At 72.6% G+C, this 12,154-nt stretch carries 15 protein-coding genes, 1 tRNA gene and 1 pseudogene; 12 read left to right on the top strand and 5 right to left on the bottom strand.

The annotated features are described in order from the left end of the window. The first annotated feature begins 19 nt into the window (after positions 1–19). The 4 genes and pseudogenes from NVV95_RS12815 (at position 20) to NVV95_RS12830 (ending at position 3,695) form a co-directional block, all read left to right on the top strand. Positions 20–1,801: a glycoside hydrolase family 15 protein gene (locus NVV95_RS12815; protein WP_259486919.1), complete on the top strand. Its 1,782-nt coding sequence runs from the start codon at positions 20–22 to the stop codon at positions 1,799–1,801. A gap of 59 nt (positions 1,802–1,860) precedes the next feature. Continuing rightward, positions 1,861–2,895 (top strand): annotated as a pseudogene (locus NVV95_RS12820) (inorganic phosphate transporter). Continuing rightward, a complete protein-coding gene (locus NVV95_RS12825; protein WP_259486920.1) occupies positions 2,895–3,128 on the top strand; it encodes a hypothetical protein in 234 nt (77 codons plus the stop codon). Before NVV95_RS12820 ends, NVV95_RS12825 begins: the two are co-directional and overlap by 1 nt. Before the next feature lie 72 nt (positions 3,129–3,200). Continuing rightward, a complete protein-coding gene (locus NVV95_RS12830; protein ID WP_259486921.1) occupies positions 3,201–3,695 on the top strand; it encodes an FBP domain-containing protein in 495 nt (164 codons plus the stop codon). Between the two features lie 25 nt (positions 3,696–3,720). Here the strand turns inward: NVV95_RS12830 and NVV95_RS12835 are convergent, their stop codons facing one another. The 3 genes from NVV95_RS12835 to NVV95_RS12845 all read right to left on the bottom strand — a co-directional run bounded on the left by NVV95_RS12835 (position 3,721) and on the right by NVV95_RS12845 (position 5,131). Then, on the bottom strand, positions 3,721–3,948 hold the full coding sequence (locus tag NVV95_RS12835) for a hypothetical protein (protein WP_259486922.1): 228 nt from the start codon (positions 3,946–3,948) through the stop codon (positions 3,721–3,723). 100 nt (positions 3,949–4,048) lie between these two features. Then, positions 4,049–4,121: transfer RNA gene (locus NVV95_RS12840), tRNA-Glu, on the bottom strand. Between the two features lie 65 nt (positions 4,122–4,186). Further along, positions 4,187–5,131: a diacylglycerol/lipid kinase family protein gene (locus NVV95_RS12845; RefSeq protein ID WP_259486923.1), complete on the bottom strand. Its 945-nt coding sequence runs from the start codon at positions 5,129–5,131 to the stop codon at positions 4,187–4,189. 58 nt (positions 5,132–5,189) lie between these two features. Here NVV95_RS12845 and NVV95_RS12850 point away from each other — a divergent pair, with 58 nt between their 5' ends. The 3 genes from NVV95_RS12850 to NVV95_RS12860 are packed head-to-tail and all read left to right on the top strand — an operon-like array spanning position 5,190 to position 7,164. After that, complete coding sequence (locus NVV95_RS12850) at positions 5,190–5,840, top strand: MBL fold metallo-hydrolase (protein ID WP_259486924.1); 651 nt, start codon at positions 5,190–5,192, stop codon at positions 5,838–5,840. Between the two features lie 41 nt (positions 5,841–5,881). Continuing rightward, complete coding sequence (locus tag NVV95_RS12855) at positions 5,882–6,388, top strand: sigma-70 family RNA polymerase sigma factor (RefSeq protein ID WP_259486925.1); 507 nt, start codon at positions 5,882–5,884, stop codon at positions 6,386–6,388. After that, a complete protein-coding gene (locus NVV95_RS12860; RefSeq protein WP_259486926.1) occupies positions 6,385–7,164 on the top strand; it encodes an anti-sigma factor family protein in 780 nt (259 codons plus the stop codon). Before NVV95_RS12855 ends, NVV95_RS12860 begins: the two co-directional genes overlap by 4 nt. 86 nt (positions 7,165–7,250) lie before the next feature. Here the strand turns inward: NVV95_RS12860 and NVV95_RS12865 are convergent, their stop codons facing one another. Next, the gene (locus NVV95_RS12865; protein WP_259486927.1) at positions 7,251–8,030 is read right to left on the bottom strand and encodes an SDR family oxidoreductase; all 780 of its coding nucleotides are present in this window, start codon (positions 8,028–8,030) and stop codon (positions 7,251–7,253) included. 67 nt (positions 8,031–8,097) lie between these two features. Between NVV95_RS12865 and NVV95_RS12870 the strand changes: the two genes are divergently transcribed. From NVV95_RS12870 to NVV95_RS12880, 3 genes are all read left to right on the top strand, one after another. Next, the gene (locus tag NVV95_RS12870) at positions 8,098–8,586 is read left to right on the top strand and encodes a MarR family winged helix-turn-helix transcriptional regulator (RefSeq protein WP_259486928.1); all 489 of its coding nucleotides are present in this window, start codon (positions 8,098–8,100) and stop codon (positions 8,584–8,586) included. Between the two features lie 57 nt (positions 8,587–8,643). Then, positions 8,644–9,297 carry a class I SAM-dependent methyltransferase gene (locus NVV95_RS12875; protein WP_259486929.1) on the top strand — a complete coding sequence of 218 codons (654 nt, stop codon included), beginning with the start codon at positions 8,644–8,646 and terminating at the stop codon, positions 9,295–9,297. A gap of 128 nt (positions 9,298–9,425) precedes the next feature. Continuing rightward, positions 9,426–9,575 carry a hypothetical protein gene (locus NVV95_RS12880; RefSeq protein ID WP_259486930.1) on the top strand — a complete coding sequence of 50 codons (150 nt, stop codon included), beginning with the start codon at positions 9,426–9,428 and terminating at the stop codon, positions 9,573–9,575. Between the two features lie 69 nt (positions 9,576–9,644). Here the strand turns inward: NVV95_RS12880 and NVV95_RS12885 are convergent, their stop codons facing one another. After that, positions 9,645–10,583, bottom strand: a complete 939-nt coding sequence (locus NVV95_RS12885) for a 5'-3' exonuclease (protein ID WP_259486931.1) — start codon at positions 10,581–10,583, stop codon at positions 9,645–9,647. Between the two features lie 122 nt (positions 10,584–10,705). Between NVV95_RS12885 and NVV95_RS12890 the strand changes: the two genes are divergently transcribed. Beyond that, complete coding sequence (locus NVV95_RS12890; protein ID WP_259486932.1) at positions 10,706–11,542, top strand: class I SAM-dependent methyltransferase; 837 nt, start codon at positions 10,706–10,708, stop codon at positions 11,540–11,542. Positions 11,543–11,623: 81 nt separating this feature from the next. Continuing rightward, the coding region (locus NVV95_RS12895; RefSeq protein ID WP_259486933.1) for a ribonuclease H family protein at positions 11,624–12,154 on the top strand (531 nt) is incomplete at its 3' end.

Here is a 12,154-nt window from a genome sequence, read left to right on the forward strand (position 1 = left end):
GACAGGGCAGAATCAGCACATGGCTCTACCCATCGAGGACTACGCGATGATCGGCGACTGCCACACGGCGGCCCTGGTCGGTCGCACCGGCAGCATCGACTGGCTCTGCCTGCCCCGCTTCGACTCGCCCTCCACCTTCGGAGCCCTGCTCGGCACCGAGGAGCACGGGCGCTGGCTGCTGGCGCCGACGGATGCCCGGTCGACCGCCACCCGCCGCTATCTCGAGGGCACCTTCCTCCTCGTCACCCGCTGGGACACCCCCGACGGCGTCGTCGAGGTCACCGACTTGATGCCACACGGAGACCGCCGGGCCGACGTCATCCGGCGCATCCGGGGCGTCTCGGGGCGGGTCGAGCTGCGGCAGGAGCTCGCTATCCGCTTCGACTACGCCGACGCGATGCCGTGGATGCGGCAGGCCCCCGAATACGGCAGCAACGCCGTGATCGGCATCGCCGGGCCCGACGCCGTGATCGTGCGCGGCCCGGCGCTGCACGCCACGAACCACTACCACGAGTCGATCTTCTCCGTCGCGGAGGGCGAGACGGTCGACATCGTGCTCACCTGGTACCCGTCCCACCGCCCGGCCCCCGGGCCGCTCGACGTCGATAAGCAGATCGAGGACACCACCGCCTGGTGGCGGGAGTGGGCCTCGCGCAGCGAGCCGCCCGCGCTCTACGGCGCCGAGGTGGAGCGCTCGCTGCTCGTGCTGCGGGCGCTCACCCACGAGGACACCGGCGGCATCGTCGCGGCGGCCACCACGAGCCTGCCGGAGGAGTTCGGCGGCTCGCGCAACTGGGACTACCGCTACACCTGGATCCGGGACGCCTCCCTCACCCTCTCGGCGCTGATGCTCTACGGCTACGAGGACGAGGCCGGGCACTGGCGGCACTGGCTGCTGCGCGCGATCGCCGGCGACCCGGCCGACATCCAGATCATGTACGGGCTCTCCGGCGAGCGCCGCCTGCCCGAGAGCGAGCTGACGAGCCTGCCGGGGTACAACGGCTCCGCGCCCGTGCGGGTCGGCAACGGCGCCGCCGACCAGTACCAGGGCGACATCTTCGGCGAGCTGATGATCGCGCTGCGCGAGGCGCGGCGGATCGGCGTCGAGGAGGACCAGTACTCCTGGCCGCTGCAGCGCTCGCTGCTCGGCTTCCTCGAGCAGACCTGGCAGCGGCCCGACAACGGCATCTGGGAGATCCGCGGGCCACAGGTGGCCTTCACCCACTCGCGCGCGATGATCTGGGCGGCCTTCGCCTGCGGGGTCGAGGCGGTCGAGACGTACGGGCTCGACGGGCCGGTCGAGCGTTGGCGCGAGCTCCGCGACGCCATCCGGCACGAGATCGAGACCGAAGGCTACGACCCGGTGCGGGGCACGTTCCGGCAGCACTACGGCACGTGCGAGGTCGACGCCTCCCTGCTGCTGCTCTCGCAGATCGGCTTCGTCGCCCCCGACGACCCGCGGATGCTCGGCACCGTCGCCGCGATCGAGGAGGACCTCCTGCGGGACGGTCTGCTGCTCAGGTACCGCACCGAGTCGGGGGTCGACGGGCTGCCGGGCGGCGAGCATCCGTTTCTCGCGTGCTCGTTCTGGCTGGTGCAGCAGTACGCGCACTCGGGCCGGCTCGACGACGCGATCGCGCTGATGGACCGGCTGGTCGGCCTCTGCAACGACGTCGGGCTGCTCTCGGAGGAGTACGACGTCGAGGGGCGCCGCCAGGTCGGCAACACCCCGCAGGCCTTCTCGCACCTCGCCCTGGTGCGCGCGGCCGACGCGATCGCCCGCGCCACCGCCGTGCGTTAGGGCACTGTTCACCGCCCCGCCACCGCGGTGGCCGGGGCTTCGGGCGTAGACCGGGTGGCATGGATGCACTCGTGCCCGTTCTGCTCGTCATCGTGGTGGCCCTGGTGTTCGACTTCACCAACGGCTTCCACTAGGGCGACAACGGTCTCGAGATCACGCCGATCATGATCTTCGCGGGGCTCGTCGGGGCGGTGCTCTGGAACCTCACGACCTGGTACCTGGGGCTGCCGTCGAGCTCGACCCACGCGCTGTTCGGCGGTCTGATCGGCGCCGCGGTGATCGGCGCGGGCTTCGGTGCGGTGAACTTCGGCGTGGTGCTGACCAACGTGGTCGTGCCGGCGCTGCTCTCGCCGCTCGTGGCCGGGGTGGTGGCACTCGTGGCGACCTACGCGGCGTACCTCATCACCAGGCAGGCGACCCTTCGCGGCTCGGACGCCGGGTTCCGGCACGGCCAGACCGTGTCGGCCTCCCTCGTCTCGCTCGCGCACGGCACGAACGACGCTCAGAAGACGATGGGCGTGATCACGCTCACGCTGATCGCCGCCGGCTACCAGGAGTCGGGGTCGGGACCGCAGTTCTGGGTGATCGCGGGCTGCGGGCTCGCGATCGCGCTCGGCACCTACCTCGGAGGCTGGCGGATCATGCGCACCGTCGGCAAGCGCATCACCGACATCCAGGCGCCGCAGGGCTTCGCGGCCGAGACGAGTTCGGCGGCGACCATCCTCGTCTCCTCGCACCTCGGCTTCGCGCTGTCGACGACCCAGGTCACCTCGGGCGCCGTGGTGGGCGCCGGGCTCGGGAAGAAGCTCGCCTCGGTGCACTGGGGCGTCGTCGGGCGCATCGCCATCGCCTGGACGGTGACGCTGCCGGCCGCCGCCCTGGTGGGGGGCCTCGCCGCCTGGGCCGCCTCGAGCAGCGTGCTGGGGCTCGGGATCGTCATCGTGGCGGCGCTGGCCGCCGGGGTGACGCTGTACCTGCTGTCGCGGCGTCATCCGGTGACGCACGACACCGTGAACAACGAGCCGGAGCCGGTCGCCGCGGGGGTCCGCTCCGCCGGCGTCCGATCGGCACGAGAGGGAGAGGGGACACGCTGATGGAGGGATTCCTCGGAGTGGACTGGGGCGCCTTCGTGGTGGTGTTCGTCGTGGCCTTCGCGGCGAGCATCCTGGTCGTGGGGTCGTACGCCGTGGGCCTCAGGCTGCTGTCGACGGGTGCGTCGGTGAAGGAGCGGTCGCTGCCCGCCACGGCGGGAGCCGTCGTGTGCTACGCGATCGGGGTGGCCGCGGTGCTCTACGGGCTGTGGCTGATCATCCCGCAGTTCCACTGAGCATCCACCGGTCCAAGGAGCGATACCGCCGATCGGGGCCGCCCGGCGGGGAGTGCGATTAGGCTCGATCCGATGCAGGCACTCACCGAGGCTCAGATCCGCGAGTCGTTCACGAACATCACCGAGCCGGAGCTCGAGCGCATGACCCTGCCGGGACTGCACGAGATCGTCTGGGAGGACCGCGAGTTCCTCGGCTGGCGCGACGCCCACGCCATCCACCGCGGCTACATCGTGTACTGGCGCGAGGGCCGGCCGATCGGTCTGCTGATCAAGGCCGCCGGGTCGCGCACCCGCCCCGGCATCTCGGCGATGTGCACGCTCTGCCGCACCCCACGGCCCGGGGTGCAGGTGACGCTGTTCACCGCGCCGCGGGCCGGGCAGGCGGGCATCGACGGCTCGACCGTGGGCACCTACATCTGCAGCGACCTGGGGTGCTCGAACCTCATCCGCATCGTGCCGCCGAAGTCGGCGATGCAGCCCGACCCCGACGCGGTGATCGCGACCAGGGCCGTGGGGCTGACCACGCGGCTCGACTCGTTCACGCAGAGCGTGCTGCGCGCATCCTGAGCCGGGCTGCCGGGTTCAGGATGCGCTAGCCGTCGTTCTCGACGAGGGCCTCCTCGTCGGTCGAGACCGCGTCGGGGTCGTCGGCCGGCTCGGGCTCGTCGGCGACGGTCGGGTCGACGCCGGAGGGCACGGCCTCGGTCGTGGGGCCGTTGCCCACCACGCCCTCGCCGTCGGGGTAGCCGGAGTAGTCGGGGTACTCGATGTCGCTGAGGTCGACGGAACCGGGGTCGATGGATTCGTTCTTGTCGGTCATGGCACCAGTCAACACCTCTGCCCCCGGCGCCGGAAGCACCCGGGTACAGCGAAAGCCCCCGGCCTGCGCTTCCGCACATTCCGGGGGCTTTCTGGTGCTGTGACCCCAGCGGGATTTGAACCCGCGTTACCGCCGTGAGAGGGCGACGTCCTAGGCCGCTAAACGATGGGGCCGTTTTTGCAACTCCACGAGTATGCCATACGAATGCGGCGGGCCCAAATCGGGGGCCGTCGGCGCGTCAGACGAGCACGTTCAGGGCGCCGGGCACGAGCTCGACGGTCAGCGGTAGGGCCCCGAAGCGCTCCCCGTCGGCGTACCCGGCGATCCCCTCGGCTGCCACCCGCACGACCCGCGCCCGGCGGAACTCCACCACGGGCAGCGTCGAGTGCGTTCCCGAGAACACCTTCGGGAACAGTCTGACGAAACGGATGCGCGACACGGGCTTCACGATGAACACGTCGAGCAGGCCGTCGTCCAGCCGCGCATCCGGGGCGATGCGCATGCCGCCGCCGATCGTGGTGTTGTTCGCCACCGAGAGCAGCGGCGAGTCGACGTGCAGCACCTCGCCGTCGAGCTCGAGCTCGTAGGAGCGGGTGCGCAGCGTCGCGAGTTCGGCGGCGAGCGCCAGCACGTAGCGGGACGCCCCGCGCGGGCGGCGCATCCGGTTGGCCCGTTCGTTCACGGCGGCGTCGAAGCCCGCCGAGAGCACGCCGGCGAACCAGCGGTGGGGCTCCTCCCCCTCGGGCCGGCCGTCGTCGAGGGCGGGGTCGGGCTGCACGCCGGTGACCCGCGCGGCGTCGATCACCCGGGGCGGGCGGCCGAGCGCGGCGACGAGCATACGGCAGGCATCCTCGGGGTCGCCGGTCGGCAGGCCGAGCCCGGTCGCGAAGTCGTTGCCCGTGCCGGCGGGCACGATGCCGAGCGGCACGTCGGTGCCCGCCACGAGGTTGACGCCGAGGTTCACCATGCCGTCGCCGCCGACGACCACGAGGGCGTCGGTCGGCTCGGCGAGCGCCTGACGCGTGACCCGCACCAGGCCGGCGTAGTCGGGGGCGCTCAGCGGCACCACGTCGTGGCCGGCGGCGCGCAGGGCGGCGACAACGACGGGCCCGACGTGGCGGGTGCCCCCGAACGACGCGTTCGGGTTGATCGCGACGACGACACGCTGCGCTGGGGAGGCCATGACGACCGATTATCCACGACGTTGCACTCCGGCGGGCGCGGGTGTTGAGTCGGGGATCATGAGACTGACGAAATTCGAGCACGCCGCCCTCCTCATCGAGCAGTCGGGCCGGAAGCTGTTCATCGACCCGGGCTCGTTCACGACGGCGATCACCGACGCCGCGAGCACGGCCGCCGTGGTGATCACCCACGAGCATCCCGACCACTGGACGCCGGAGCAGCTGCGGCGCATCCTGACCGCCTCGCCCGACGCCGTGGTCTTCGGGCCGGAGGGCGTGGTGGACGCGGTGCGCGAGGCCGACCCGTCGATCGCCGTGACGCGGGTCGACCCGGGCGACACCGTGGAGGCGGGGCCCTTCACGCTGACGTTCTCGGGCGGGCGGCACGCGGTCATCCACTCCTCGATCCCGGTGATCGACAACGTCGGGGTGCTGGTGAACGACGTGCTCTACTACCCGGGCGACTCCTGGGCCGTGCCGGAGGGGGTCGCGGTCGATCTGCTGGCCGTGCCGGCCGGTGCGCCGTGGCTGAAGATCGCCGAGGCGATGGACTACGTGCTCGAGGTGAAGCCGAAGCGCAGCTTCGCCACCCACGAGATGGTGCTCTCGACGGCGGGCAAGGGCATGGCGGGCGAGCGCCTGCGCTGGGCCACCGAGCAGGGCGGCGGCGAGTACCTCGCGCTGCAGCCCGGCGACTCGATCGATCTCTGAACGTTCGCGCCCCTTCGGTCGTTGAACCAGATGGAGGCCCGATGAACGACGATCACGCGGAGCTGCTGAGGGCGGCGCACGATGCCCACGGCGCAGCGCTGTTCCGCTACGTGGTGCGCCTCACCCGCGACCCGGCCCTCGCTGAGGACGTGGTGCAGGAGACGCTGCTGCGCGCCGGCCGGAAGCCGGCCATCCTCGAGCAGGGCGACGAGGAGGCGCGGGCGTGGATGTTCACCGTCGCCCGCAACCTCGTGATCGACGACCGCCGCAGCGCCCGGCACAACCGCGAGTTCGCCACCGACGAGCTGCCCGAGCGCGCCGAGGCCGACCGCACCGATGCCGTGCTCGACAGCTGGCTGGTGTCGGATGCTCTGCTCTCGCTCTCGCTGGAGCACCGCACCGCGATCGTGCGCTCGTACTACCTCGGCGAGACGGCCGTCGAGATCGCCGCCGCCGAGGGTGTGCCCGTCGGCACCGTGCGCTCGCGCATGCACTACGCGCTGCGGGCCCTGCGGCTCGCGCTGCAGGAACGGGGGGTGACGGAGTGAACGCCGCCGACGAGTACCGCGACTGGGACGCCGCCTACGTGATGGGCATGCTCACCGCCGAGGAGCGCCGTGAGTTCGAGCGTCACCTGGCCTCGTGCCACGAGTGCTCGCACGCCGTCGCCGAGCTGGCCGGGATGCCCGGGATGCTCGGCAGCCTTCGCGCGGGCGAGGCGGCCGCGCTGCTGGAGCCGGCGGGCGGCGCTCCGGCCGTCGCGCCGGTGGCCCCTCCGGCCGGCACCGTGCAGCACCTCGCCCGGGCCGTCGGGCGCCGGCGGCGCACCGTGCGGCGGCGGATGGCCGCGGCCGTCATAGGCACCGGGGTGCTGCTGGCGGGTGCGGGGGTGCTGACCGGGTTCGCGATCGGGCAGTTCGCACCCGGCGAGTTCGCACCCGGCGCGTCGACTCCGGTCGCCACCGCGCAGGCCGCAGGGCCCGACGCCTCATCGGGCGACGGCGTGCGGCTGGCCATGGGCCAGGTCGAACCGGGCTACATCGACGCCGAGCTCCGGGTGTCGCCGAAGGAGTGGGGCACCCGGTTCGACTGGGACTGCAGCTACAGCGAGACGCTCCAGGCGACGTTCGACGGCCCGGTGCCCTACGACCTCGTCGTCACCGACCGCGCCGGAGTCGAAACGACGGTCGCGAGCTGGACGGCCGAGAAGGGCGCCGCCGCCGGCAACCTGTCGGCCTCGACGAGCATCCCGACCGGCCAGATCGCGTCGGTCGACATCCGCGTGTCGGGCAGCGACCAGCCGATCGTGCGCACCGAGCTCTGAGCGCGCCGGCGCGGGACCGGTTCGCCTGACCGCACGCCAGTGCGACATCGGTTCGGCCGACCCCGCGCGGACGCGGCCCGCTCAGGTCACCAGGTGGAGTCGCCGCGGATCACCACGTCGGAGCCGCCGTCGACGAAGATCACCTGACCGCAGAGGTGGGTGTTCTCCTCGCTGACCAGCCACGCGAGTAGCCGCGCCGCCACGATCGCCTCGGCGAAGCCGTTCAGCGGCATCGGCACGCCGGCGCGGATCTGCTCCCGCCCCTCCTCCGTCTCGAGCAGCGGCGCGGTCATCGGCGTCACGATCACCCCCGGTGCGATCGCGTTCAACGGGATGCCCGCCGCCGCCCAGTCGTCGGTGGCGGCGTTCCGGCGCACCCACTGGGCGAAGGCCTTCTTCGTCGAGGCGTAGATCAGGTGCCCGGTCGAGGCGTCACCCGCGAGCACCTCGGCCCGGGCGAGCGCCCCGGCCTCGTCGCCCCCGGCCATCAACGCGACGAGCTCGTCGTCGTGCGGATGCAGGCTCGCCATCGAGGCGATGCCGACGGCGCGCGGCGAGTCCGAGCCCGCCAGCAGCGGGCGCAGCCCCTCGAGGGTCGCCACCATGCCGAAGAAGTTCACGGCTACGGTGGCCGGGATCGGCGCGGCGAGCCCCGCGATGGCGAGGATGCCGTCGATCCGGCCACCGCTCGCCTCCCGCACCTGCTCGACCAGGCTCTCGCGCCCCTCGGCGGTGCTGAGGTCGGCGTTCACGTCGGCGCCCCGCAGGTCGACCCCGATCACGGTGTCGCCGCGCTCCCGCAGCAGCTCCGCGGTCGCCTTGCCGATGCCCGAGGCGGCGCCGGTCACGATCATGGTCCTCGTCATGTCGAACTCCTTCGTTCGTCGATTGCTTTCCCTGAGAAACTACCTCCTGCCGCGTACTGTGGGAAGCATGAGCGCGGATGAGCGTCCCCTGCACTACCGGTCGCCCGTCGTCGAGGCCATGACGTCGCTGCTCACCGTGTGGTGGTCGCCGCGGTTCCAGCGCGACATCGTGGGCGAGCACGGCCGCGACCTCAGCACCATCGAGATCCGGATGCTCTGGACCCTCGGCTCGCGCGGGCCCTCCCGGGGCGCGGAGCTCGCCGAAGCCCTCTCGGCGAGCGCTCCGAGCGTCAGCAAGGCCGCGGCGAAGCTGCACGGGGCCGGCCTCGTGACCCGGGAGCCGAGCACCGCCGACCAGCGCTCGCACACGCTGCACCTGACCGTCGAGGGCCGCGCCGTGGCCCAGCGGCTCTACGACGTGGGCGACGAGATGGTGACCGAGATCTTCGCGTCCTGGCCCGGCTCCGACGTGGAGACGCTGAGCGGTCTGCTGCAGCGCTTCGCCGACGACTCGCAGCAGTACGCCCGACGTCTCCGACGGGATCGCGCGGACTGACGTGCCGCTTCGGCAACGCGTTTTGCGCGGGACGGACGGCCGCGCCAGGCTATGCCCATGAACCACATGAACCCCGATCCGAACACCGATCCGACCGCGTTCTGGGAGGAGCTCTACCAGCAGCGCGAGCGGGTCTGGAGCGGCCGGGCGAATGCGGCGCTCGTCGCGGTGGCGGCGGGCCTCGAGCCGGGGCGCGCGCTCGACCTCGGCTGCGGCGAGGGCGGCGACTCGATCTGGCTGGCCGAGCAGGGCTGGCGGGTGACCGGGGTCGACATCTCCGCGACCGCGCTCGGCCGGGCCGCGACTCACGCGGCATCCCGCGGCGTCGAACCGGATCGCATCGAGTGGGTGCAGGCCGACCTCTCGGACTGGCGGCCTGACGGCGGGTACGAGCTGGTCTCGGCGTGTTTCCTGCACTCCCCCGTGGCGTTCCCTCGGGAGCAGGTGCTGCAGCGGGCCGCCCTGCCCGTCGCGCGGGGTGGGCACCTGCTGGTGGTCGGGCACGCCGAGTTCCCGAACTGGACGGGCACGCGGGAGGAGGGGCACGGGCATCCTGAGCTGCCCACCGCGGAGGAGGTGTTCGCGTCGCTCGAGCTGCCCGAGGACGAGTGGGAGGTCGTCGTCGCCGAGCCGCGCTCGCGGGATGCGGTCGGGCCCGACGGCCAGGAGGCCGTGCTCGTCGACTCGGTGCTGCTGGTCAGACGTCGCTGAGGGCGGTGCCGTCGGTCAGGCGTCGCTGAGCGCCGGGCGGCTGGGAAGCGCATGGGGTCTCGGGCCGGCATGCCGCCGGCGGCATAGGGTGGGCCGCACCTTCACCGCTACGACCGAGGACGTGCACCATGAGCGATTCCCCCACCGACGCCGAGAACCTGGGCGGCGACAAGACGATCCCGAACGACCCGAACGGCCTGGCCGCCGGTCACGACCCCGACGGCTCGCACTTCAACCCCGAGGAGGACGTCGACCCCGAGGGCGACGCCGCCGAGTAGGCTCCGGCCGAGCAGGCGCCGGCGCTGGCCGAGCAGACGCGGCTCGCGCAGGAGCCGGCCGAGCAGGCGCTAGCCGGCCGCCTTCGCGTCGAGGGCGGCCAGCAGCCGCTTCACCGCGCCGCCGAGGTTCCACTCCTCGGCCAGCAACTCGAGTCGCGCCCGATCGTCGCCCGCCACGGACGCGAGCGCAGCGCCCGCCGACTCAGGCGCCGGCACCTCGAGGTCGCGCACGACCGACACCACGGTCGGCGCGACCGCGAGGTAGTCGGCGGCCGCCGCGAGCTTCGCCTGCACCGACGGCGACGGCTCCCCACGCTCGGCCGCGGCCAGCAGGCCCTCGAGCGTGCCGTACTCGCCGAGCAGCCCGGCCGCCGTCTTCTCGCCGATGCCCGCGACCCCCGGCAACCCGTCCGAGGTGTCGCCGCGCAACGTCGCGTAGTCGGCGTACTGCTCGGGCAGCACCCGGTATTTGCCCACCACCACGGCGTCGGTGACGAGCTCGAGGTTCTTCATGCCCCGCGCGGTATAGATCACCCGGATGCCGCGACCGTCGTCGACGAGCTGGAACAGGTCGCGGTCCCCGGTCACGATGTCCACCGGCCCGTTCGCGGTGGCGGCGTAGGTGCCGATCACGTCGTCGGCCTCGTGCTCGGCCGCCCCCACCACGGCGATCCCCGCGAGCGAGAGCACCTCGCGGATCAGCGGGATCTGCGCGGTCAGCCCGGGCGGCACCTCCTCGACGTCGGGCCCGGTCGACACCTCGCGCACCACACGGTGTGCCTTGTAGCCCGGCACGAGGGCCACACGCCAGGCCGGGCGCCAGTCGTCGTCCCAGCAGGCGATCAGCGAGGTCGCCTCGAACTCGGTGACGAGCCGGGCGATCATGTCCATCAGCCCGCGCACGGCGTTCACCGGGGTGCCGTCGCTGCGCCGGATGGTGTCGGGCACGCCGTGGAAGGCGCGGAAGTACAGCGAGGCGGTGTCGAGCAGCATCAGGCGCGGGGGCATGATCGATGGTGGCACGGATGGGGTGGTCGCCGGTATCCTGATCGGCTGCCCGCGCCGGGCGGCAGCCCCGTCGGCGTCAGGAGCGCGGCGGGACACCGAGCCTTCACGACGGGACGACCGACATGGACAGCCACCTCGACGCCAACCGCGCCAACTGGGACGACCGCGCATCCGTTCACGCCGCCCGCACGGGCTCGGGCTACGAGACGCAGCGCTACGTCGACGATCGGACGCTGCTGAGCGACGTGGTCGCCTTCGACCGGCCGCGGCTCGGCGACCTCGCGGGGCTGCGGGCCGTGCACCTGCAGTGCCACATCGGCACCGACACGCTGTCGCTGGCCCGCCTCGGGGCTCGGGTCACGGGGCTCGACTTCTCGTCGGTCGCGCTGGCCGAGGCGCGGGTGCTGGTGGCCGAGACGGGGGACGATGCGCTCGTCGACTTCGTGGAGTCCGACGTCGACCACGCGCTGGACGTGCTGCCGGGCGGGTCGTTCGACCTCGTCTACACCGGGATCGGGGCGCTGTGCTGGCTGCCGAGCATCTCGCGGTGGGCGGGGGTCGTGGCCGGACTGCTGAAGCCGGGTGGGCGGCTGTTCATCCGGGAGGCGCATCCGATTCTCTGGGCCATGGACGAGACCGTCGGCGACGACCTGGCGCTGCGGTTCCCGTACTTCGAGCGGGCCGAGCCGCTCGAGTGGGACGACTCGTCGAGCTACGTGCCGACCGAACGGCCCCTGGTCTCGACGACGACGTACGAGTGGAACCACGGGCTCGGGGAGATCGTGACGGCGTTGCTCGATGCGGGGCTCGAGCTGCGGATGCTCGTGGAGCACGACAGCGTGCCGTACGAGGCGCTGCCCGGGCAGATGGTGCAGCGGGCCGGTGGGGAGTGGGCGCTGGGGGTGCGGGCGGGGGTGGCGCCGCTGAGCTACACGCTGCAGGCGGTGAAGCCGGCGTAGCCCGCGCGGGCTCGGCCGGCGTCGGCCGGACGGCCCGGGCGGTCGGGCCTCGGCCGAGGGTGCCGGTAGCCTTGACGGGCTATGACCATCACCGCATCCGCCGACGGCTCCGCGCTCGGCAACCCCGGCCCCGCGGGCTGGGCCTGGTACATCGACGACGACACCTGGGCGGCCGGCGGCTGGCCGCACGGCACGAACAACATGGGCGAGCTGAAGGCGGTGCTCGAGCTGTTCCGGGCGACGGCGCACGTCGACGACGACCTGCACGTGCTCTGCGACAGCCAGTACGTCATCAACACGATCACCAAATGGATGCCCGGCTGGAAGCGCAAGGGCTGGCGGAAGGGCGACGGCAAGCCCGTCATGAACCTCGACCTGATCAAGGAGATCGACGACGCCGTCGCTGGACGCCGCTACCGCTTCGAGTGGGTCAAGGGCCACGTCGGCCACGTGCTGAACGAGGCGGCCGACGTGCGCGCCCGCGGCGCCGCCGAGGCCTTCGCGGCCGGCCGCGCCCCCGACACGGGCCCCGGCTTCCCGGGCGCCACCCCCGCCCCCGCCGCCGCGGAGGGAGCGGCCGCCGCTCCCCCGCGCACCGCCCCCGATCCCCTC

The organism is Herbiconiux gentiana, assembly GCF_024978135.1.
Lineage (GTDB): Bacteria > Actinomycetota > Actinomycetes > Actinomycetales > Microbacteriaceae > Herbiconiux > Herbiconiux gentiana.

Bases quoted from the DNA above. Each gene is read 5' to 3' on its own strand.
- NVV95_RS12815 (WP_259486919.1), top strand. From the start codon at position 20: ATGGCTCTACCCATCGAGGACTACGCGATGATCGGCGACTGCCACACG.
- NVV95_RS12835 (WP_259486922.1), bottom strand. From the start codon at position 3,948: ATGACCGACAAGAACGAATCCATCGACCCCGGTTCCGTCGACCTCAGC.
- NVV95_RS12875 (WP_259486929.1), top strand. From the start codon at position 8,644: ATGAACCACATGAACCCCGATCCGAACACCGATCCGACCGCGTTCTGG.
- NVV95_RS12825 (WP_259486920.1), top strand. From the start codon at position 2,895: ATGGAGGGATTCCTCGGAGTGGACTGGGGCGCCTTCGTGGTGGTGTTC.
- NVV95_RS12890 (WP_259486932.1), top strand. From the start codon at position 10,706: ATGGACAGCCACCTCGACGCCAACCGCGCCAACTGGGACGACCGCGCA.
- NVV95_RS12880 (WP_259486930.1), top strand. From the start codon at position 9,426: ATGAGCGATTCCCCCACCGACGCCGAGAACCTGGGCGGCGACAAGACG.
- NVV95_RS12870 (WP_259486928.1), top strand. From the start codon at position 8,098: ATGAGCGCGGATGAGCGTCCCCTGCACTACCGGTCGCCCGTCGTCGAG.
- NVV95_RS12865 (WP_259486927.1), bottom strand. From the start codon at position 8,030: ATGACGAGGACCATGATCGTGACCGGCGCCGCCTCGGGCATCGGCAAG.
- NVV95_RS12855 (WP_259486925.1), top strand. From the start codon at position 5,882: ATGAACGACGATCACGCGGAGCTGCTGAGGGCGGCGCACGATGCCCAC.
- NVV95_RS12845 (WP_259486923.1), bottom strand. From the start codon at position 5,131: ATGGCCTCCCCAGCGCAGCGTGTCGTCGTCGCGATCAACCCGAACGCG.
- NVV95_RS12830 (WP_259486921.1), top strand. From the start codon at position 3,201: ATGCAGGCACTCACCGAGGCTCAGATCCGCGAGTCGTTCACGAACATC.
- NVV95_RS12850 (WP_259486924.1), top strand. From the start codon at position 5,190: ATGAGACTGACGAAATTCGAGCACGCCGCCCTCCTCATCGAGCAGTCG.
- NVV95_RS12885 (WP_259486931.1), bottom strand. From the start codon at position 10,583: ATGCCCCCGCGCCTGATGCTGCTCGACACCGCCTCGCTGTACTTCCGC.